Raw genomic sequence first — 21,960 nt, forward strand, 5'->3', positions numbered from 1 at the left:
TTCGTAATAATCAAGCCGGGGAAACAGAAAGAGAATATTATTATATTTGGCTATGTGCGGTTAAGGTTCTAATTTTCTGATGAATATCAAACCAAATCTGAATTTCGTGAAAGGAATATCCATTAAAGATATTGCCCAAGAGGCAGGGTTTTCTCCTACAACAGTTTCTTTTGTATTGAATGGTAAAGGAAAGGAAAAAAGGATCAGCGAACAGGTCAGCAAACGGATACTTAAAATAGCCGGGAAGTTGAAATACAAGCCCAATCAGCTCGCGAGAGGGTTACGCACCGGCAAAACAAAGACTATCGGGTTAATAGTAGAGGATATAGCAAACAGTTTCTTTGCCAATGTAGCGAAGGTTGTAGAGGATGAGGCGGATAAATTTGGTTATAAAGTACTTTTCGGCAGTACGGAGGATAACGAGGAGAAAGCAAAAGGGTTGCTGGAAGTATTACGTTACCGCCAGGTAGACGGATATATCATTACACCGACAGCAAATCTTGACAAGGAGATCGTATCCCTACAGAAGCCGGTAGTGCTGATGGACCGTTATTTTCCGAATATCGCAGACTCCCATTATGTTGTGGTAGATAACTTCCAGGGCGCCTATGTGGCTGTCAGTCACCTGGTGGAACAAGGGTATAAGAAGATCGGTATTATCACTACCACTTCCTCACAGATACAAATGCAGCAACGTCTGGATGGTTTTGTAGATGCGCTGAAGAAACACGGTCTGCCGGCAGGCAAGAACGTCATTAAACGCCTGCCATTCGATCTTGACCGGGCAGGTTTTATTCAGGAGATCACGCAATATCTGCAGGCAAATAAAGACCTTGATGCACTCTTCTTTGCCACCAATTACCTCGGTATCTGCGGTATAGAAAGTATCCGCGCTATCGGCCTGCATATCGGTACTGATATAGGAATGGTCAGCTTTGATGATCATGATATTTTCCGCCTGCACAGCCCTTCTATTACCTGTGTGGCGCAGCCGGTGGAAGAGATCGGGCGCAGGCTTATTCACCTGCTGATAGCAGAACTTGAACATAGTTCCACCACTCCTCAACAGGTAGTGCTCTCCCTTGAACTACGCAAAAGAGAATCGTCTATGCATGCTGAGCCTCATGTAAATGCGTAAAAAAGGTGAGTAGATAATTACAACTCCAATCCCGTGTAACCTTTTACAGTCCAGTAATACAACGAAGATGTTATAATTCAGCAAATCGAGTTTGATAAACGTTGAGATTGTTAAATTATTGCGAAAATTATTTGCACGGGATTAAAACTTTATCTAAGTTTGAGACAATTACAATCATAGTTATAAAGGGGAACAATAGAAAAAATCAGCGTATTTATTTTTTTTTGAGTGAAAGGCTAAAACGTTTAATATCTAAGCCTTCAGTGTAAATGAGCATTAAGCAGCGAAACAATTCGGCATTGTGAAGAACGTATGAGATTGAACTCGTGAGAGAGACAAAGAGGAATAGTAAATTCAACCAATTTTTAGATCGGACAGCAGGAAGAGAGAGAGACAAAAACAAATTTTCACGGTTTAATTTTTAGAGCAAAAGAAGTAAAAGGTAGCTTCTTCAGGGTGTTTAGTTGTCCAAGCGATTGCGCCAGGAAGAGATTTGTCAGTAAACGTAACTTTTTCCACCAACAACATCAATCAATGATCGGATTTACATAATAATGTATTTCGAAACAGGATACCTATGTCTCTGACGACATGATCTGAACATATTTCGCTAATGATGACAAGCTAAATGATGCCACCGCAGGTGGCAAACAGGGAAACTATGCCTGTTAACCAGGCTCACGATGATTATTGCTAAACTTTATACCTAAACCACCACTAGTATCAATCAAAAAGAATAAACAATGAAGAGATCGCTTTTTTTATTTGCGGTTCTTTCTGTTTTGTGTTTTCAGTTTGCCTGGGCACAGCAGAAGGTAACAGTAACCGGCGTTGTTAAAGATCCGAAGGGCTACCCGATCCCCGGTGTTAGTGTTTCTGAGAAAGGAACTACCAATGGCGGTGTGACAGACATGAATGGAACTTATAAGATCAATGCCAACCCTTCCGGCACGCTTGTATTTTCGTTCATCGGTTATTTGAAAAAGGAAGCAGCTGTTGGTAACAGCGGTAACCTGAATATCTCTCTGGAAGAAGACCAGAAAGGCTTACAGGAGGTTGTAGTAACAGCGTTGAACGTGAAGAGATCAACCAAAGCGCTGGGTTACTCCATGACAGAAGTAAAAGGTGAAGACATTGCTCTCTCCGGACAGGTAAACCCTGTTACATCTTTACAGGGTAAAGTAGCTGGTGTGAACATCTCCTTAGGTGGTGGTGGACCACAGTCCAGTGCACGTATCCTGATCAGAGGTAACAACTCACTCAGTCTGAATAACCAGCCGCTCTTTGTGGTGGATGGTGTGTTCATCGAGAATAGCATCACCGGTGGTGACCAGTGGGGCAACTCTCAGGACTTCGGTAACATGATGAAGAACCTGAACCCGGACGACTTCGAAAGCGTTTCCGTACTGAAAGGTGGTGCTGCTACTGCGCTGTATGGCTCCCGTGGTCAGAATGGTGTGATCATCATCACAACCAAGAAAGGTTCTGCACGTAAAGGTTTAGGGGTAACCGTTACACATGCGCAGATGTATGATAAGGCATACAAATCAATCGACTTCCAGAATGCCTATGGTGTTGGTATCATCGCGGCAGATTTTCCGGTTGACAACAACGGTGATCCTTATATCGAAGAAAACAGCTGGGCAGGGTTCAGCTTCGGTCCAAAAATGCTGGGACAGCGTGTAAAAGACTGGCAGGGTAACTGGACAACTTTTTCCCCACAGCCCAACAACCTGCTGGACCTCTATCGTACAGGTAAATACTACAATACAAACGTGGCAATAGATGGTGGTAACGATAAAACAACCTTCCGTTTATCTTATTCCAACAACTATACAAATGGTATTGCGCCAAACAACAATTTCAAGCGTAATAACTTCAACCTGCGTGCAACACATAAACTGTCTTCCAAAGTTTCTGCAGATATTACTGCAAACTACGGTAAGACAAACGTGGAAAATCCTGCTATCAATGGTGGCAACGAAAACCTGGTGTTCAGCAGTGTATACAAGATGTCCCGTAACTTTGATACCAAATATTGGAGAGACAGGTATATCGATCCTAAAGGCGGTGTGCTGCAGAATGATCCATATGGAATGTCTTCCTCATTCTTCGCCCTGAATAACTACAATACTACACAGGATGAAGATAACTTCCAGGGTCGTCTAGGTTTGAAAATAGACCTCCTCAGCTGGTTAAACCTGTCACTGAACGGTGATATGCAGACCAATATCGCTCAGTATGAACGTAGAGAACTGGGTCAGGGCGAAGGTTTCACCGGTGGTTATTACAACCTGACTTCTACTACACAGATGCAGCGTAAACTGCAGGCTATATTGTCCGGACACCGTAAACTGGCGGCCGACCTGGAAATGGACCTGTCCGTTGGTGCAGAGACTTACAGATGGGGTTATGGTAAATACAACAAGGCGGAAACACGCGGTGGTCTGAAAGCTCCCGGTCAGTTCTATATCAGCAACTCTGTACAGGACCCGCTGGCTACTGCAAGGATCATCAAAGGTGTTAGAACAGACGCTATCTACGCTTTCGCAAACTTTGCCTTTAAAGATCAGTTATACCTTGACCTGACAGGTAGGAATGACTGGAACTCTACACTGATGTATTCTGATGGTCATGGTGTAAACAACTACTTCTATCCATCAGCGAGCCTTTCATGGTTGTTCTCCGAAACCTTCCACCTGCCCGCCTTCTTTACTTTCGGTAAGGTAAGAGCTTCCTATGCAGGTACTGGTGCAGGTACTGAAGCGTACAAAACAGGTATTGGTACTTACTCTTTCATCGGTAACTATATTGGTGTTGGCGGTGGAACTACCCCACGTTACGGCTTTGATGGTAACACCCTGGGTAATAACGACCTGAAAAACGAATATACCCGCAACTTTGAAGTAGGTGCTGATATCCGTTTCCTGAATAACAGACTGGGCATTGATATCGCTGCTTACAGAAAGAACACCTTTAACCAGATCGTACCTATTGCTATGCCACAGGAAAGTGGTGTAACCAGCCGTCTGATCAACGCAGGTAATGTACAGAACACAGGTATTGAAGTATTGCTGAACACTGTTCCTATTAAGACAAAGAACTTTGACTGGAACTCTACTATCTCATTCACCCGCAATAAGAACATCGTAAAAGAAATCGCTGAAGGTGTAAACGCAATGGAACTGCCTAACGGTTATTCTCAGGGAAGTGATGTACTAGTAATTGCACGTAAAGGTGCAGAGTATGGTGTCATGCAGACTAAATATGCATATACATACTATGATGATCCTGCGAAACCTTCTGCTAACGGTAAGAAAGTACTGAATAGGCTCGGTCGTTATGTACGTTCAAGCGATGCAGGTCTTGGTTATGTTGATATCGGTACTATCCAGCCTAAATTCCAGTCTTCCTGGACTAACGGTTTCAGATACAAAAACTTTAACCTGAATGTGCTGGTGGATGCGAAAGTAGGTGGCAAATACTCTTCCGCTACTTATAACTATGCTTATGCACTGGGACAATTGAAAAATACACTGGCAGGACGTGATACGGAGAGTGGTGGTCTGGCATGGAGTGATGCGAGTGGCTCTTACAACGATGGTATCATCCCTGACGGTGTGTTTGCAAAAGGCGTAAGGTTGACTCCGATCAACGGTGGTGCAGAGGTTGATGTAAGTGGCATGAGCTACCAGGAAGCGTATGAGCAAGGCTTGATGAGACCCCTGCATGCATGGAACTATTACTATCGTCTTGGGTCATGGGGAAATGGTATACGCGAAAATGCCATCTTTACAAATTCATGGGTAGCATTGCGTGAAGTAACAGTAGGTTACAATGTTCCTTCTTCTGTTTATTCTAAACTGAAGCTGAACAACCTGCGTGTGAACCTGGTAGGAAGAAACCTCTTTTATATTTACAGCAGCCTGCCTGCCGGCCTGAATCCGGAAGGACTGTACAACAACTCATCTGCTTCAGCGGCAGACTATGGTGGTATTCCTTTCGTAAGAAGCATGGGCTTTAACCTGCAGGCTTCCTTCTAATAAAGAGACATATAATTCAAGAAGAAAAAAGAAAACAGATGACAACTATATATAGCAAGTTTAAAAAGTATGGCATTTATGCGATGATGCTCGGCACATTCGCAGCTTGTCAGAAAAGCAAGTTTGCAGAAATCAATACAGATCCGGAGAAGCTGCCTATTGTAAGTCCTGAAGGGCAATTCCTGAATGCTGTTGTACAGATACATAGCGGCGACTTCGAATATTTTTACGACTTCTACCGCACTATCATGCCATTCACCGAAATGACAACAGCAAACGGTGGTAACACGGCAAGCTTCATCAGTGATAATACCGGTAACGCTAACAACCGTTATGGTTATTACTACACAAGGGTAGGTAACAACCTGGTGAACGTAATGAAGCTTATCGAGGCAATGCCGGCAGAAGAGCAGGCTAAGAGAGCACATGAAAAGGCGATCGCAAAACTGCTGAACATCTACTACGCATGGTACGTATCTGACATCAACGGTAGCATTCCTTACTCAGAAGCTTTCCAGGCACGTTACGGTGGTACTATCACTCCGAAGTATGATACACAGGCAGCACTGTATGACCTGTGGGACACAGAGCTGAAAGCAATTGCTGCTACACTGGCCGACAATTCTGTAGCGCAGACTACCTTCGGATCAAACGACCTTTACTACCAGGGTTCGTCTTCAAAATGGCTGAAATGTGCTAACTCCCTGCGTCTGAAGATAGCTTCACGCCTGTCTAAAGTAGCGCCTGAGAAACTGAAGAGCATTGCTACTGAAGTACTGGCTGCTGGTGGTTTGTTTGAAGACAATTCAGATGATCTGCAACTGATAGCTGGTGATAAATTCACAGAGGGTGGTAACTGGAACCCGCTTGGCTTCCATTCGTCCAAATCGCTGGTTGATTTCATGCTCGCAAATGCAGATCCTCGTCTGAGAGTATTCTATCAGAAGAACGATTATTCAAAAGAAAACTTTGATCTTGCTGTAGCGCAGGGTGCATTACCTGCTAACTCAGTATTCCCTACAAACCGTTACGTAGGTGCTTTTTCCAGCCCTGATGCGGTAAGTGCTAATCCTGGTTATTTCAGAACAAGAAAGATCAAGAATGCACAGGGTAACGATCAGAACCTGGATACTGTTTCTCTTATCCAGTACCGTCTGTTCCAGCCTGAATACACATACAATGCTGTGGTGGGTACCGGTCACGTTACTTTCCCGCTGCTGTCTTATGCTGACATCTGCTTCCTGCGTGCCGAGCTGGCTGCGAAAGGCATCGCTGGTTCAGATGCTGAAGGCTGGTACTACAAAGGGGTAGAAGCTTCCATCAGAAACTATGATGTAATGGCGGCTAATGCAAAACTGCCTGACTATGTTGCTCTGACAGAAGATGAAATAGCAAACTATAAGAACAGTGCAGGTGTGAAATACGATGCCGCTAAGGCAGTAGAGCTGATCGCTTCACAGGCATTCCTGAACTATTATAAGAACCCGAACGAAGCATGGGCTATCCTGAAAAGATTAGGTATGCCGAACGCTACCACACCGCTAGCGCTGGAAGTGATGAAAGCAAGTGGTGTTACACAGGTGATCCCAAGAAGGGCTTCCCTGAATGTAGCGGACGAAACTAATCTGAACGTTGCCAACAACAGGGCGGCATTAACCGAAATGGCACAGAACCCTGATTTCGGAGAAGGTCCTTCTGATATCTTTGGCCGTGTATGGTGGGATAAGAAATAGAAGAGTGAAAATAAAAAAGTGCCCCGTTATCTGACGGGGCACTTTTATGTAAACCATATATATTATCCTGAACGATATGTTATTGTGGACTGAGTAGTGTGGTAGAATGTAAAAAAGTGTATTTCTTTATACGATATTTTTATTTATTTGTATATCTTACAGTCGTAAGAATACAGGAAGAAACAACAGCCGGTTTACCGTTTTAATGTACAGGTAAACAGGAAAGAAGAAGAAGATTTTATCAACCGGATTGTTTAAGAAGTTATGAAGAACAAGGCAGACACACCACTGCCTTAATATCAACCAGATCGGATATAAGTGTTATGATAAACTAATTTCGTTATGTCGAGACTATTTTTTTGTGCCCTGTTGTCGGGGATCTTGTCGGTACATACATTAAGCGCACAATTTATAGCCAGCGCCAATGTAATGTCTGCCGGCCGTTTAAAAGATTATAATGGAAAAACATTTACTGTAAAACCCACAGGCAAGCCTGTGGTATATATATTTCTTTCTCCTGAATGTCCTTTATGCAAGAACTATGCACCTGTGTTGCAGAGTCTGCAGAACAAGTATAAGGATATACAGTTCTATGGTATCATCAGTGGTCAGACATTTACAAAGAGCGAAGTGGCTGAATATGCAAAGGATTATAACATCACTTTCCCTATACTGATGGACACCGATAAGAAGGTCGCTAATTATCTCAATGCTACCGTTACCCCCGAAGCCCTCCTGATCGGCAATAATGGAAAAGAGTATTACAGAGGTCTGATCGATGACTGGGTAACAGGACTGGGTACCAAGAGGGTAAAAGCTACCAGGAAGTATCTGGAACTGGCGATCAGCAATTTGTTAACAGGAAATGAACTGGTATCGCGAACAACGCCAATTGGTTGTCTGATCAGTAATTATTGAGTTTATATTAAGTGGCGCGTATGCGATACAGCATTGCAGTAGCAATTGTATTCTTTGTCTTCAATATATCACGTGTAACAGCACAGCGTATCACCTGGAGTGAACATATTGCTCCGTTGGTACATCGTAACTGTACACCATGTCATCAGAATGGAGATGCTGCGCCGTTTCCGCTGGTGACGTATGAGGATGTTGCCAAAAGAGCGGCCTTTATTAAGAAGGTAACGCAGAGCAGGTATATGCCGCCATGGAAGCCGGACACACACTATTCTACTTTTGCGAATGAAAGGAAGCTGACAGACGAAGAGATCGCGATGATCGCAGAATGGGCCGATAACGGGATGCCGAAAGGAAAGAAGACGGCTGTAAAAGATGAAGAGGTTGTGGTTGCAGGTACACACGGCAACCGCAAGCCAGATCTGGTGCTGAAGATGAAGAAACCCTTTCATGTGAAAGGAGATAACCTGGAAAGATTTATTGTATACAAGATACCGTTTGAACTGCCTGACTCCGCCAATGTGGAAGCTATCCGGTTCACAACAACAAATCACAAGATCATACACCACGCCAATTATGAAGTTGATGCAGTCCCTGATCTGGATATTTACAATACAGACGACTACATCAATCTGACCGAAGATAACCGCTTCAAGTATGATCAGTATGTTCCTTTCAGGAAACACATGATCTATTACGGCGGATGGATACCAGGTTCTTTCGGAGAATCCTATCCTGAAAATGTTGGTTGGATAATGCCGAAGAGGGGAGTGATATTGCTGACGATGCACTATGCACCGGTAGGAAAGGAGGAGGATAATGTGAGCGGCGTGGAAATTTATTTCACTAAGACACCAGTAAAACGTCATATAAGGGCGATCAGCCTTGGTTCCGGCGGCGTTGGTGAAAAAGAGATTGACCCTTTCTTTTACATCCCGGCTAATGCTGTCAAGACCTTCAAACTAAAAGTGACCACCCCGGAAGATCAGTCCCTGTTGTATGTGTGGCCACACATGCACTATGTGGGCAAGATCTTTAAGGCTTACGGTGTAACTCCGGAGAAAGACACAATCAAACTGGTACACATCCCTGACTGGAACTTCAACTGGCAGGAGATATACTGGTTTCCAACATTGAAAAAAATCCCTAAAGGTACTATCCTCACCATAGAGGGTACTTACGACAACACCGCTAACAACCCGAATAACCCATCTAACCCACCGCAATTAGTTTACTCTAATGGAGACATGAAGTCCACAGATGAAATGTTAACATTGGTTATGGTTTATTTACCTTATGAGAATGGCGATGAACGCGTCATTTTGAAGAAAAATGAAAGATTTTGAAAGAAGACACATGGTAGTATTTTGTTAATTAAACATGTAATCTTCTCGTTTTTAATGCATTGTTAACAAAAAGGCAAAAAACTGTTAAATGTTTTTTGTTCTTCATTTTATTTTTTATAGTTTGGCATCCATTAACAAAAAGTAAGATTTTGTTTAATGTGAAAGAGACTATGCGTAATTACGGGACATGCATTAGAGTAAACAAGCGTAACGAGTAACTATTAATAAATTTTTGTGCGGACTGGATGACGCCTATGCCTTATTGTGTTTTTTAAAGAAAAACGGAAATCGAGAAATACGATTTAAACGGGCTATGCTTAGCGGTATACTGTAACCTGCTTTTACATCTATGTTTAAAATTCAAGCTCCCCTTTTGTTGCCGATCAGGCGACCTGGGAAATCTATGTTCACTTTGAGACTAAACAACAAATAATAACTAAAACCTAGAGAAAGCTATGCGAAGATCATTTCTTGTATGCACATTGCTCTTCTTATGCTGCTGTATAACAGCGTTTGCACAGGATAAGAAGGTAGTGTCCGGAACCATTAAAGATAGCAACGGCGCTTTTCTGCCGGGTGTTACCGTTAAGGAAAAAGGCACTTCTAATGGTACAATGTCCAACGCAGAAGGCGGATTTAAACTGTCTGTTCCTGCTAATGCGGTTCTTGTTTTCTCCTACATGGGATATGCTACCAAGGAAGCGCCGGCAAGCGGTCCATTGGATGTTGTCCTGAGTGAAGACAACAAAAATCTGAATGAAGTAGTTGTAACCGCTTTGGGTATGAAGCGCGAGCAACGTAAACTGGGTTATGCGATCACTGAGCTGAAAGGTGATGAGATCTCTAAAACCAATTCTATCAACCCTGTTGCTGCATTGCAAGGTAAAGTAGCAGGTGTGGACATCTCCGGTGCTGTGGGTGGTCCTCAGGCTGCAGGTCGTATCATCCTGCGTGGTGCTAAATCACTGAATGACAAAGACCAGCCTATCTTTATCATTGATGGTGTGATCTTTGAAAACTCTGTGAGTGATAACGCGGTAAACTTCGGTAACGTATTGAAGAATCTGAACCCTGATGATTATGAGTCTGTAACAGTACTAAAAGGTGCTGCTGCAACTGCATTGTATGGTTCAAGAGCGTTGAACGGCGCGGTACTGATCACTACCAAAAAAGGTCTTGTACGTAAGGGAATAGGCGTTAACGTTAGTCAGACCGTTCAGCTGGAGCAGGTATACAGAACACCTATTGAACTGCAGAACGTGTATGGTGCAGGACGTAACCCTGTATTCGACAAAGACGCTAATGGTAACAACGTAATTAACTGGAGCGCAGTAAGTTTTGGTCCGAAGATGGAAGGTCAGATGGCTAAACTCCCTAATGGAGATATTCAGCCATATGCTGCAAGACCGGACAACTACAAAGATATGTATCGTACAGGTCAGTACTATAATACGAACGTATCAATGGAAGGTGGTAGCGACAAAGGAACTTTCCGCTTGTCTTACTCCCGCCTGCAGAACCTTGGCGTTGTTAAGAACAACGAGTTCAACAGAAATAACATCTCCCTGAAAGTTTCTCAGACTATCTCAAAATATCTGACTGCTGATGCGGGTGTTACATATTCCCAGAGTAAGACTGACAACCCTGACCGTCAGGGTGGAGACTACACCTCACTGAACCTGGGACGTAAGTATGTGTATGTATTCCCTCGTAACTATGACCCAGCCTACTGGAGCAGGAAAGAAAATTATGTAGGTCCTGATAATTCCATGAGACCTACAGGTCAATATGCTGGTGCTGACTATTGGTTCGCAATGGCTTACAATAGCTGGAGAAGAAAAGAAGCATTAACCACTGGTTATGTGAACTTAAACGCTACTGCTACTGACTGGCTGAAATTCCTCCTGAAAGGAAACTTCAGTAAGGAGACAAACTTTGAGCAACGTAAGGAATCCGGTCAGGGTCCTAACTTCTCCGGTGGTGCAGGTTTGTATGTTGAGTCTGGCCTTGACAGATTACAGCACACATTTACCGGTATGGCCATGATCACTCCTAAATTAGGCAAGGATCTGGAAGCAACCCTGAACCTCGGTGCTGAAACCTGGAACAGTGGTATCGGTAGCCAGTATGAGAACAGGACCAACGGTGGTCTCCGTACTCCTCAGTTATACGTGATCTCCAACAGTGTGAATGCTGCCCAGATAAACAACCAGCCATTGCTGCGTAAACGTATCAACTCAGTATTCTTCGCAGCCAGTCTGGCTTATAAGAATGCATTCTTCCTGGATGTTACCGGCCGTAATGATTGGTCATCAGCACTTACTTATCTGACTGGAACCAGCAATAATTCTTATTTCTATCCTTCCTTTAGTGGTGCATGGGAATTCACTGAAAGCCTGAAAGGTAAACTGCCTTCAGTAATCAGCTTCGGTAAAGTACGTGCATCTTATGCAATGGTAGGTGGTGACCTGGATGCATATCAGACCAACAGCGGTTATCAGACTTCCGGATACTTTACAGGTGCGGGTAGCAATAGCAACCTGCCACGTGTAGAAATATTCAACCAGGAGGTTAAACCTAACCCGAACCTGAAACCTTCTATCTCTCACAGTATTGAGCTCGGAGCTGATGTTCGGTTCTTCAATAATCGTTTGGGTGTGGATGTTGCCTGGTATAAAACAAATATCAAAAACCAGATCATTCAGCTGCCTGCTGCATTTGAATCAGGTATTGAAAGACGTTATATCAACGCCGGTAACATGGAGAACACTGGTATAGAAGTAGCTATCAATGCAACTCCTATACAGAAGAAAGGCTTTACATGGGATCTGACATTGAATGGTAGCCATAACAAGAACAGGGTTATTGAACTGGCTCCTGGTATCACAAGTTATCAGCTGAACGAAGATCAGGGTATCAGAGTAATGGCTTCTCCCGGACAGGCCTATGGCGTACTGGCGAGCTCTCTTGCTTATACAAGAAACGCTGCAGGAAAGCCTCTCATTGCTTTGTCCAGTGGTGATTTGCCAGCTCAGTACATCCGTGGTACAAACAACAACCTGGGTAATATCACACCAGATCTGAATCTTGGTTTCAGCAACAACTTCACTTACAAGAACTGGAATCTGAGCTTCCTCGTACAGGCACGTATAGGTGGTGATATGTTCTCTGCATCTCACCAGTATGGTACTGGTCGCGGTACAACAGCTAACACATTACCTGGCCGTGATGTTGCCAGTGGCGGTATTGCCTTTACAGATGCAGCAGGTATTCAGCGTAACGATGGTATCATACCAGACGGTGTATTCCAGGATGGTACCAGAGTATCTGTTGCCGGACAAACTGTAGATCTGAGCGGACAGACTTATAAACAGGCTTATGATGCAGGTTATCTCAGACCGTTGACTGCATATCAGTATTACAGCATGCAGGGCGACTGGGGTATCGGTATCCGTGAATACTCTGTATTTGATGCATCCTACGTATCACTGCGTGAGGTATCAGTAGGTTATTCTATTCCGGCCAATGTACTGGAGCGTGTGAAACTGAACAGTGTTCGTATTAACCTGGTAGGTCGTAACCTGGGTTATTTGTATAACCACATGCCAATTGGTATCAATCCTGAGGCTGTACGTAATAACAGTGCTTCTGCATTCTCTGAATATGGTAGTACTCCTTATACCCGTAATATGGCGGTTACAGTACAGGTAGGATTCTAATTGAGACACTTAATCTTAAATTGTTAGCAAACATGAAACTTATAAATAAATTTGGGTTGGGAGCTGCAGCGGTTTCTTTATTGCTGTCATCCTGCACCAAAAATTTTGAAGACCTGAATAGAAATCCGGTAGTATCGCCGGTAGCAACGCCGCAGGACCTGATCGTGGCAGCTGAATATAAGATAGTGGACAGAGACCTTGACTGGTTCTATGATAACTATACTTATATCATGAGATGGATGCAGTTTGGATCCACATTGCCAACTTCTACCAACTTCCCATCGCTGTTTACTGTTTCTGACAGAACTAATAGCATATACGGTGATTTCTATAAGACTATAGGAAGATATACTTCTGAGATCAAGAGCGTAATCAGTAAAATGCCGGCTGAACAGCAGGCTACTTACCAGAATGCTCAGGCTATAGCTCAGATCATACAGGTGTATGCTGCCTGGAGAGTGTCCGATGTGAACGGTAGCATTCCTTATACTGAGGCACTGAGAGGACGTGATAGTTCTTTATTTACACCAAAATACGATAACCAGGCGACGCTTTTCCCGATTTGGGAGAATGAACTGAAAGCGGCGATAGCAACATTGACTTCCGGTGCGGCTAACCAGGTATCTTATGGCAACTCAGACATATTCTACAGTGGCGATATTGCTAAGTGGGCTAAAGCTGCAAATGTGCTGCGTCTGAAATTGGCTATGCGTCAACTGAAAAGGTCCGAAGCCGCTGCACGGCAGATCATCACTGATGTACTCGCCAGCTCTGCAGGTCTGTTCACAAGTGTTGAAGAAGAATTCAAATTTATCTCTGCCACTACAGGTTTTGCACGCGGTACTAACTGGAACCCTGATACCGGTAGTCCGTTTGCTGCTCCAATGGGAATGGTAGACTTCATGTATAAAAACAGCGATCCCCGTATCCGTCTCTTCTTCAGACGCAATAGTTATAGGGAGACAGCTATAGACAGCCTTGTACGCGGTGGCGCTTTATCATCAGGTACTACCTATAATCCACGTCGTTATGTTGGGGCTCCTTGTAGCCAGGACGCGCGGACTAATCCAGCATATGTTAAACTGTTTGGTGTAAAGACCTATAACGTTAACATCGGTGGTAAGGTCTCTCAAATGACGCTGGATACAGTATCATTGGTACAGACACGTCTGTTCGATCTGGATCAGAGCGACGGAGCTACCAGTGGAGGTGCTTATTCTATGCCGCTGATGACTTATGCTGAGCAGTGCTTCATTCTGGCTGAGTTATCTGAAAAAGGCATCATTGCCCAGTCGGCTGAAGAGTGGTATCTGAAAGGTGTAAGAGCCTCTATTAAGGACTACAATGCTATGGCTTCCCTGGCAAAAGTACTTGAGTTTAGCGCAGTAGAAAATGAGGAGGTTGAAACTTACCTTGCGTCAGCTGATATCGCTTATACCGGAACACAGGAGCAAAAACTGGAAAAGATCGGTGTGCAGAACTACATCAACCATTTCAAAGCACCACACGAAGCATGGGGCGCCTGGAAGCGTACCGGTTATCCTAAGGAAGGTGGTATCTTGCCATTGGAACCGTTCTTTACCAATGGTGTAAAAAATACAATACCTCGTCGTTGGCAGCTGCCTATTCCATCAGGAACACAGGAAAACGTACCTAACTATGAAGCTGCAATTAAAGATATGCAGACTACAGGTGAGTACGGACAACCAAACGACTTAACTGGTCGTGTTTGGTGGGACATGCAGTAAACTAATCTGCTCATTACACTGAGAATAACAGACCGTCCGGCGTTAAGCCGGACGGTTTTTTTATGCGGCTACTTTTTGTATCTTGAACCACGTATTATGAAGAACGAAGGGCGCTTCCCTGACATGTAAATTAATAAGCCGAGCGTATGAACATGCGAAGTTCCATTACCTTATTATTTTTATTCCTTATCACCTGCCTGAAAGACGTTTCCGCACAGCAGATCACCTGGTCGCAACATATTGCACCTATTATCCACCGCAACTGCACTCCCTGTCACCGGCAAGGTGAAGCAGCGCCTTTTCCACTTGTCACTTATGAAGAAGTGGCCAAAAGAGCCTCCTTTATTAAACGTGTAACGGAGAGCCGTTATATGCCACCATGGAAGCCTGATCCGCATTATGTAGCCTTCGCCAACGAAAGAAAACTTACAGAGGAAGAGATCAGGTTGATCAGTGAATGGGCTGAACATGGTATGCATAAAGGCGAAGGTTCCGGAGAGGAAACAGCAAACGCCTGGATAAAAGGAACACAGTTCAACCGTGAGCCCGACCTGGTGCTAAAAATGAAATCATCTTACGTGCTGAAAGGAGATAATGTAGAACGTTTCATCGTATACAAAATACCTTTTGAATTGCCGGATTCCATCGCTGTTGAAGCGATCGAATTTACTTCGAATAATAAGAAGGTCATTCATCACGCCAACTATGAGATAGATGATGTACCGGATGCTGACCTGTATAATACTTCGGACTATGTTGACAATACAGAGTCACACCTTGACTACTACCAGCAATATGTCAACTACCGTAAAAAGATGAAGTACTTCGGAGGATGGATCCCTGGCAGCAGCTATGAGTCTTACCCCGAAGATATGGGTTGGATCATGCCTAAGCGGGGTGTCGTGCTGCTGACAGTGCATTATGCACCTGTAGGGAAAGATGAAGAAGTGATCAGCGGCGTACAGTTCTTTTTCAAAAAGAAACCGGTTAAGCGGCAGATAAAAGCAACCACGTATGGCTCGGGTGGAGTAGGAGAGAAGGACATTGAGCCTTTCTTTTATATTCCTGCCAATGTGGAGAAGAGTTTTAAACTGAACGTGAAGATAACAGAGACACAGTCGCTCATGTATGTATGGCCGCATATGCACCTGTTGGGCAAAACATTTAAAGCCTATGCAGTAACGCCGGAAAAGGATACTATACGGTTAGTATCTATTCCGCAATGGGATTTTAACTGGCAGGAAATATACTGGTTTCCTAAGTTGATCAAGATCCCTAAAGGGACAGTGCTCACTATTGAAGGTACATACGATAATACGGTGAATAACGCATCCAATCCATCTTTCCCGCCTCAGCTGGTATATGGTGCTATGCGAACGAAAGATGAAATGATGACGATGATCATGATGACGATACCTTATGAAAAAGGGGATGAGGAGAGGGAGATAAAAAGACAGTAAACAAAAAGGGCTCGCTTAAAACGAGCCCTTTTTGTTTATATCAGATTCTTTATCTCATTCAACTTCAACAAAGCCTCCACCGGCGTCAGCCTGTTAATATCCACATCTCCCAGCATATCCCTGATCTGCTTAAACGTATCGCTATGCGCATCGAAGATACTGAGCTGTACCTTCTGTGCCGGACCTGCAATATCTTTCATATGTTTCTCCAGCGGGGCATCGATGTGTTTCTCTTCCAGGTGTGCCAGTACTTCGTTGGCGCGTTGTAGCAGTTGTGGTGGCATGCCTGCCATACGGGCCACATGGATACCGAAACTGTGACGGCTGCCTCCTGGTGCCAGCTTGCGGAGGAAGATCACTTTGTTGCCGGATTCCTTGTTGGTGATATGGAAGTTCTTGATACGGCCATGCTTGTTCTCAAGCTCATTCAGTTCATGATAGTGCGTGGCGAAAAGCGTTTTCGGTTTGTGTGGCGTCATATCGTGCAGGTATTCCACGATGCTCCAGGCAATGGAGATACCATCATACGTACTGGTACCACGGCCGATTTCATCGAGTATAACAAGACTGCGCGGTGTGATATTGTTGATAATGCTGGCGGTTTCATTCATTTCAACCATGAAGGTAGATTCACCACCACTGAGGTTATCAGAAGCACCAACACGGGTAAAGATCTTATCTGTTAATCCTATTTCTGCCGCTGCCGCAGGTACAAAACTACCCATGTGCGCCATCAGTGTGATCAGCGCCGTCTGGCGCAGCAGGGCGGATTTACCGCTCATGTTAGGTCCTGTCAGGATGATGATCTGTTGCTCATCTTTATCCAGCAAGATATCGTTGGCCACATAACTTTCCCCCGGAGGTAGGCCACGCTCGATCACCGGATGTCTGCCTTCGCGAATATCGAGGTGATAGCCCTCAGTAACATTCGGGCGACGGTATTTATAATGAATAGCGTTATGAGCAAAACTCAGCAGACAGTCTATGCGCGCCAGCACTTGTGCATTCTGCTGGATAGCCTGGATATAAGGTTGCAGGGCCAGCAGCAGATCGTCGAACAGCTGTGCTTCCAGTGTCAGGATCTTTTCTTCAGCGCCGACTATCTTCTCTTCATACTCTTTCAGTTCCGGCGTAATGTAGCGTTCTGCATTAGCCAGTGTTTGTTTACGGATCCAGGTGTCCGGTACTTTATTCTTATGGGCGTTCGTTACTTCCAGGTAGTAACCGAATACGTTATTGAACGCTACTTTCAGGCTTGGAATGCCGGTAGCGTCAGATTCTGTCTGCTGGATACGCAGCAGGTATTCTTTGCCGGAATGTGCGATGGTACGTAGGCTGTCCAATTCCGGATGCACACCGTTCTGTATCACACCGCCTTTGCTGACAAGTACCGGTGGTGTTTCCATCACTTGTTCCAGGATGCGGCAAAGGATGCCCGGGCAGTGGTCCAGCTTTTCACTGAGTTGTTTTAAGTAAGGATGATCTGTCTGCGCCAGCAGTTGCTTAACGCCCTCCACCTGTTGCAGTGCTTTGGCCAGGGTCATTACTTCCCGCGGATTGATCTTCCGCAGCGGTATTTTGGATACAAGGCGTTCCAGGTCACCGGTCTGTCTGAGATGGGCCAGCAGGTCCCTGGAGAGGTCTGACTGTTTAATAAAGTATTCGGTTACATCCAGTCGCTCGTTGATCTGGTTGATGTCCCGCAGGGGAAGTATCAGCCAGCGTTTCAGCAGCCTTGCGCCCATAGGCGTTACGGTGCTGTCGAGGGTAGCCAGCAGGGTATTGCCGTTTTCTACACTGCTGCCCAGCAGTTCCAGGTTACGGATAGTGAAGCGGTCCATCCAGAGGAAGTCGTCCTGTTCTATCCGTTGAATGCCGGTAATGTGCTGCAGATGCGGATGTTCGGTATCGCGCAGGTAATGCAGGGCAGCGCCGGCGGCAATGATGGCGTCTGAAAGACTTTCTACGCCAAACCCTTTGAGGCTGTGTGTTTCAAACTGTTTGAGCAGGATTTCCTGTGCGTAGTTTGTCGTGAAGATCCACTCTTCCAGTGTATATGTATAAAATTTGGAACCGAATTGTTCCTTAAAATGTTTCTGCTGCTGACGGGCGAAGATGACTTCCGCGGGTTTGAAGCTCTGGAGGAGTTTATCCACATATTCCAGGCTGCCCTGGGCAACGAAGAACTCTCCTGTGGAGATATCGAGGAAGGAGACCCCTGTCTGGTCTTTACCAAAATGGACCGCCGCCAGGAAGTTGTTGCTGGCGTTTTCGAGGATCTTGTCGTTGACGGCCACACCCGGCGTTACCATTTCGGTCACCCCGCGTTTAACAATACCTTTTGCTACTTTTGGATCTTCCAGCTGGTCGCACACGGCCACACGGTAGCCCGCTTTCACCAGCTTATGGAGATAGGTATCCAGGGAATGATGTGGAAAACCTGCCAGGTCCTGCTGGGATGCAGAACCATTTGCTCTTTTGGTGAGCACTATACCTAATACTTTGGATGCAATGATCGCATCCTCATTAAAAGTTTCATAAAAATCTCCCACACGGAACAGCAGCACGGCGTCCGGGTAACGGGCTTTAATAGCCTTATGCTGTTGCATGAGAGGGGTTTCTACTGATTTGCTTTTTGCCATTCGGCAAATATATAATAATGTCGGGACGTGCTGAAGGGCAGATGTGCACATACCGGTACACTGTTCATTTTATCGTACTTTTGCAAAATGCGAAAATTAAGCATGGATGAACTTGGCCGCAAAACGGTGGACCAGTTCAAGGCGGCAGATAAAACTCCTTTGGTGCTGGTACTGGACAATGTGCGCAGCATGCATAATGTAGGATCGGTATTCCGTACGGCAGATGGTTTCCTGTTACAGGGCATCGTTTTATGTGGCTATACCCCCGTTCCCCCTCACCGCGATATTCAGAAAACAGCGCTGGGCGCAACAGAAACTGTAGAATGGCAGTACTTTTCCACGACGGTGGAAGCGGTAACGGCGCTCCGGGAAGCAGGGTATACTATTATGGCGATAGAGCAGGCGGAGAACAGTGTGATGCTCGATACTTTTGAGCCGGCAGCCGGTAAGCCACTGGCGCTGGTATTCGGTAACGAGGTGACAGGTGTGGACGCTGATGTGATGAAACTGGTGGATGGCTGTATCGAAATACCGCAGTCCGGCATGAAACATTCCTTAAATATCTCTGTGAGCACTGGTATTGTGGTTTGGGATATATTTGCAAAACTGAAAAAACAGGCACAATGATCGTAACGGTTAATAAATACCTCTCGCTGGTAAAATTCAGCCACACCATATTCGCGATGCCTTTCGCATTCACAGGCTTTTTTATCGCTACCACCAAAACAGATCACTCTTTCAGCTGGCAGTCCTTCCTGCTGGTAGTGTTGTGTATGGTATTTGCCCGTAGTGCGGCGATGGCGTTTAACCGTTACCTGGATGCGGATATTGACCGGAAGAACCCCCGTACAGTGAACAGGGAGATCCCCCGGGGAGTGATCACAGAAAAGAACGCGCTGACCTTTGTCGTTGTGAACTGCCTGTTGTTCATCGGCTGCACCTGGTTTATCAACTTATTATGTTTTATCCTGTCGCCGGTAGCCTTGCTGGTGGTGCTGGGATATAGCTATACCAAGCGTTTCACGGCCCTGTGTCATATGGTGCTGGGACTGGGTTTATCTCTGGCGCCGGTAGGTGCTTACCTGGCGGTGACAGGCCAGTTCGCGGTATTGCCTGTATTGTTATCCTGCCTGGTATTGTGCTGGGTGGCCGGTTTCGATATTATTTATTCTTTACAGGATGAAGATTTCGACCGTTCCCTCTCCCTGAACTCAATTCCCACCTGGCTGGGAAAGGCAGGGGCACTGCACTTCTCCGAGGGCCTGCATATGGTGGCGGGCATACTGGCGATCATTATCGGTCTGTATGGTGGCTTCCACTGGTTATATGCAATAGGCGCAGTGATATTTATTATCATGCTGATCTCCCAGCATCTGCTGGTAAAACCCAATGATCTGAGCCGTGTCAACATCGCCTTCATGACAACAAATGGTATTGCCAGCGTGGTATTTGCCGTATTCGCCATCGCCGATATGTTCATCATCGGTTAATTTATTCATATGGCGCGCATCCTTGCAATAGACTACGGAAAAAAGAGAACAGGGCTGGCAGTAACAGACCCGCTGCAGATGATTGCCACCGGGCTAACCACTGTGGCCACTCACGACCTGATTCCTTATCTCAAGAAGTATCTGGCCCAGGAATCAGTAGAACTGATATTGATAGGGGAGCCAAAGAACCTCGATGGAGAAGCTACTGATGCTACCGCCCTCGTAACGGAATGTGTGCGCATCCTCCAGAAGAATTTTCCCCAGATCCCGGTGAAGAAAGTGGACGAACGCTTTACGTCTAAACTGGCCTTCCGGTCGATGGTAGACAGCGGCCTCAAAAAGAAGGACCGGCAGAATAAGGGCCTGGTGGACGAGATCAGTGCCACGATCATCCTCCAGGAATATCTGCAATATAAATAATTGACTATTCGGGACTTAGGTGTGTTGTAGTGGTGTTACCGCTACATTTGAATTCCTGATCCCTATTTCCCGATTGATACTTACCTTTGCATTTTTGAAAATTTTTTTAAAATGATTCTACCTATAGTTGCTTACGGTCATCCGGTATTACGGAAAATGTGTGAAGATATTACTCCTGATTACCCTCAGTTAGAGCAACTTATTGCTAATATGTGGGAAACCATGTACGCTTCTAATGGCGTAGGGCTGGCAGCACCACAGATCAACAGGCCGATCCGTCTTTTTGTAGTAGATAGTGAGCAGATCATTAATAACCTGGAAGAGGATGAGAAGAACGAATATCCTGGTGATAATGGTGTGAAAGAAGTATTTATCAATGCACATATTGTAAGCACCGGCGGTGAGGAATGGCCTTACAACGAAGGATGCCTGAGCATTCCGAAGATCCGTGAGGACGTTTACCGTCCGGAGACTGTAACTATCCGTTACGTAAATGAGAAATTCCAGCCACAGGAAAAGACTTTCACAGGCGTGACTGCCCGCGTAATATTTCATGAGTACGACCATATTGATGGTAAACTGTTCATTGATTACCTGAAGCCATTAAAGAGAAGAATGCTGAAAGGCAAACTGGAAGATATCACAAAGGGTAAGATCAGTGTTGATTACAAAATGATATTTCACAAATAAAATAAGTGAAAATTTTGTAATGTTAAAAATCCCTATTACTTTAGTGCCTGCAAACTAATACAATACATTGGGAGCAGCAGTCACATATACAGAATCCGAATTAGTACTTGGCCTGAAGGCGAGGAACGAAAAACATTTCGGGTACTTATATGATCATTATTCACCGGCATTATACGGTATTGCCCTTAAAGTGGTCAATGACGAAACAATTGCGGGTGATGTGCTGCAGGAAATCTTTCTCAAGATCTGGCGCAGCATTGAGCGCTATGATTCCGACAAAGGCCGCCTTTTCACCTGGATGGTGAACATTGCGCGGAATACAGCCATTGATACTCTTCGCTCAAAGGCCCATAAAATGGGGCAGAAAGCTAGTGAATTAGGGAGCAACGGACTTGCGTCAGATCAGTTGGCCATCCATCCTTCTGTAGACCATCTTGGTCTGGTAAAAGTAGTGGAACAGCTGAGCAGGGAACAACGTGTTATTATAGACCTGGCTTATTATAAAGGGTGTACGCAGGAAGAAATTGCGAAGATACTGGATATCCCTTTGGGAACAGTGAAGACCAGGATGCGTAATGCGATCATACAATTGCGGAATATTTTAAAACAGATGTAA

At 45.0% G+C, this 21,960-nt stretch carries 14 protein-coding genes; 13 read left to right on the forward strand and 1 reads right to left on the reverse strand.

The features are described from left to right. Positions 1–79: 79 nt before the first annotated feature. From L3C95_RS34015 to L3C95_RS34050, 8 genes are all read left to right on the forward strand, one after another. Positions 80–1,138 carry a LacI family DNA-binding transcriptional regulator gene (locus tag L3C95_RS34015; protein WP_236395131.1) on the forward strand — a complete coding sequence of 353 codons (1,059 nt, stop codon included), beginning with the start codon at positions 80–82 and terminating at the stop codon, positions 1,136–1,138. Positions 1,139–1,881: 743 nt separating this feature from the next. Continuing rightward, positions 1,882–5,181, forward strand: coding sequence for a SusC/RagA family TonB-linked outer membrane protein (locus tag L3C95_RS34020; RefSeq protein ID WP_236395132.1), 3,300 nt, complete (start codon positions 1,882–1,884; stop codon positions 5,179–5,181). A gap of 38 nt (positions 5,182–5,219) precedes the next feature. Beyond that, a complete protein-coding gene (locus L3C95_RS34025; protein ID WP_236395133.1) occupies positions 5,220–6,914 on the forward strand; it encodes a SusD/RagB family nutrient-binding outer membrane lipoprotein in 1,695 nt (564 codons plus the stop codon). Positions 6,915–7,256: 342 nt separating this feature from the next. Beyond that, the gene (locus tag L3C95_RS34030) at positions 7,257–7,832 is read left to right on the forward strand and encodes a redoxin domain-containing protein (protein ID WP_236395134.1); all 576 of its coding nucleotides are present in this window, start codon (positions 7,257–7,259) and stop codon (positions 7,830–7,832) included. A 20-nt stretch (positions 7,833–7,852) separates the two neighbouring features. Continuing rightward, positions 7,853–9,175, forward strand: a complete 1,323-nt coding sequence (locus L3C95_RS34035; RefSeq protein ID WP_236395135.1) for a cytochrome c — start codon at positions 7,853–7,855, stop codon at positions 9,173–9,175. A gap of 455 nt (positions 9,176–9,630) precedes the next feature. Next, positions 9,631–12,894: a SusC/RagA family TonB-linked outer membrane protein gene (locus L3C95_RS34040; RefSeq protein WP_236395136.1), complete on the forward strand. Its 3,264-nt coding sequence runs from the start codon at positions 9,631–9,633 to the stop codon at positions 12,892–12,894. Between the two features lie 32 nt (positions 12,895–12,926). Next, on the forward strand, positions 12,927–14,642 hold the full coding sequence (locus L3C95_RS34045) for a SusD/RagB family nutrient-binding outer membrane lipoprotein (protein ID WP_236395137.1): 1,716 nt from the start codon (positions 12,927–12,929) through the stop codon (positions 14,640–14,642). 146 nt (positions 14,643–14,788) lie between these two features. Beyond that, the gene (locus tag L3C95_RS34050; RefSeq protein ID WP_236395138.1) at positions 14,789–16,102 is read left to right on the forward strand and encodes a cytochrome c; all 1,314 of its coding nucleotides are present in this window, start codon (positions 14,789–14,791) and stop codon (positions 16,100–16,102) included. Between the two features lie 35 nt (positions 16,103–16,137). Here L3C95_RS34050 and mutS read toward each other — a convergent pair whose 3' ends face one another. Continuing rightward, positions 16,138–18,744: a DNA mismatch repair protein MutS gene (mutS, locus tag L3C95_RS34055; RefSeq protein ID WP_236395139.1), complete on the reverse strand. Its 2,607-nt coding sequence runs from the start codon at positions 18,742–18,744 to the stop codon at positions 16,138–16,140. A gap of 87 nt (positions 18,745–18,831) precedes the next feature. Here mutS and L3C95_RS34060 point away from each other — a divergent pair, with 87 nt between their 5' ends. The 5 genes from L3C95_RS34060 to L3C95_RS34080 all read left to right on the forward strand — a co-directional run bounded on the left by L3C95_RS34060 (position 18,832) and on the right by L3C95_RS34080 (position 21,960). Next, positions 18,832–19,371 (forward strand): RNA methyltransferase, encoded by a 540-nt coding sequence (locus L3C95_RS34060; protein ID WP_236395140.1) that lies wholly within the window; start codon positions 18,832–18,834, stop codon positions 19,369–19,371. Beyond that, entirely contained in the window at positions 19,368–20,234 is an 867-nt protein-coding gene (locus L3C95_RS34065; RefSeq protein WP_236395141.1) for a UbiA-like polyprenyltransferase, read from the forward strand. Before L3C95_RS34060 ends, L3C95_RS34065 begins: the two co-directional genes overlap by 4 nt. Before the next feature lie 9 nt (positions 20,235–20,243). Then, entirely contained in the window at positions 20,244–20,654 is a 411-nt protein-coding gene (ruvX, locus tag L3C95_RS34070) for a Holliday junction resolvase RuvX (protein ID WP_236395142.1), read from the forward strand. A gap of 111 nt (positions 20,655–20,765) precedes the next feature. Further along, entirely contained in the window at positions 20,766–21,344 is a 579-nt protein-coding gene (def, locus tag L3C95_RS34075) for a peptide deformylase (protein ID WP_236395143.1), read from the forward strand. Between the two features lie 67 nt (positions 21,345–21,411). Beyond that, on the forward strand, positions 21,412–21,960 hold the full coding sequence (locus L3C95_RS34080; protein WP_236395144.1) for an RNA polymerase sigma factor: 549 nt from the start codon (positions 21,412–21,414) through the stop codon (positions 21,958–21,960).

The sequence above is a fragment of the Chitinophaga filiformis genome, from assembly GCF_021646545.1.
In the GTDB taxonomy this organism is placed as follows: Bacteria; Bacteroidota; Bacteroidia; order Chitinophagales; family Chitinophagaceae; genus Chitinophaga; species Chitinophaga filiformis_A.

Excerpts from the sequence above, each read along its gene's own strand:
- L3C95_RS34015 (WP_236395131.1), top strand. The coding sequence starts at position 80 with ATGAATATCAAACCAAATCTGAATTTCGTGAAAGGAATATCCATTAAA.
- L3C95_RS34020 (WP_236395132.1), top strand. The coding sequence starts at position 1,882 with ATGAAGAGATCGCTTTTTTTATTTGCGGTTCTTTCTGTTTTGTGTTTT.
- L3C95_RS34025 (WP_236395133.1), top strand. The coding sequence starts at position 5,220 with ATGACAACTATATATAGCAAGTTTAAAAAGTATGGCATTTATGCGATG.
- L3C95_RS34030 (WP_236395134.1), top strand. The coding sequence starts at position 7,257 with ATGTCGAGACTATTTTTTTGTGCCCTGTTGTCGGGGATCTTGTCGGTA.
- L3C95_RS34035 (WP_236395135.1), top strand. The coding sequence starts at position 7,853 with ATGCGATACAGCATTGCAGTAGCAATTGTATTCTTTGTCTTCAATATA.
- L3C95_RS34040 (WP_236395136.1), top strand. The coding sequence starts at position 9,631 with ATGCGAAGATCATTTCTTGTATGCACATTGCTCTTCTTATGCTGCTGT.
- L3C95_RS34045 (WP_236395137.1), top strand. The coding sequence starts at position 12,927 with ATGAAACTTATAAATAAATTTGGGTTGGGAGCTGCAGCGGTTTCTTTA.
- L3C95_RS34050 (WP_236395138.1), top strand. The coding sequence starts at position 14,789 with ATGAACATGCGAAGTTCCATTACCTTATTATTTTTATTCCTTATCACC.
- mutS (WP_236395139.1), bottom strand. The coding sequence starts at position 18,744 with ATGGCAAAAAGCAAATCAGTAGAAACCCCTCTCATGCAACAGCATAAG.
- L3C95_RS34060 (WP_236395140.1), top strand. The coding sequence starts at position 18,832 with ATGCGAAAATTAAGCATGGATGAACTTGGCCGCAAAACGGTGGACCAG.
- L3C95_RS34065 (WP_236395141.1), top strand. The coding sequence starts at position 19,368 with ATGATCGTAACGGTTAATAAATACCTCTCGCTGGTAAAATTCAGCCAC.
- ruvX (WP_236395142.1), top strand. The coding sequence starts at position 20,244 with ATGGCGCGCATCCTTGCAATAGACTACGGAAAAAAGAGAACAGGGCTG.
- def (WP_236395143.1), top strand. The coding sequence starts at position 20,766 with ATGATTCTACCTATAGTTGCTTACGGTCATCCGGTATTACGGAAAATG.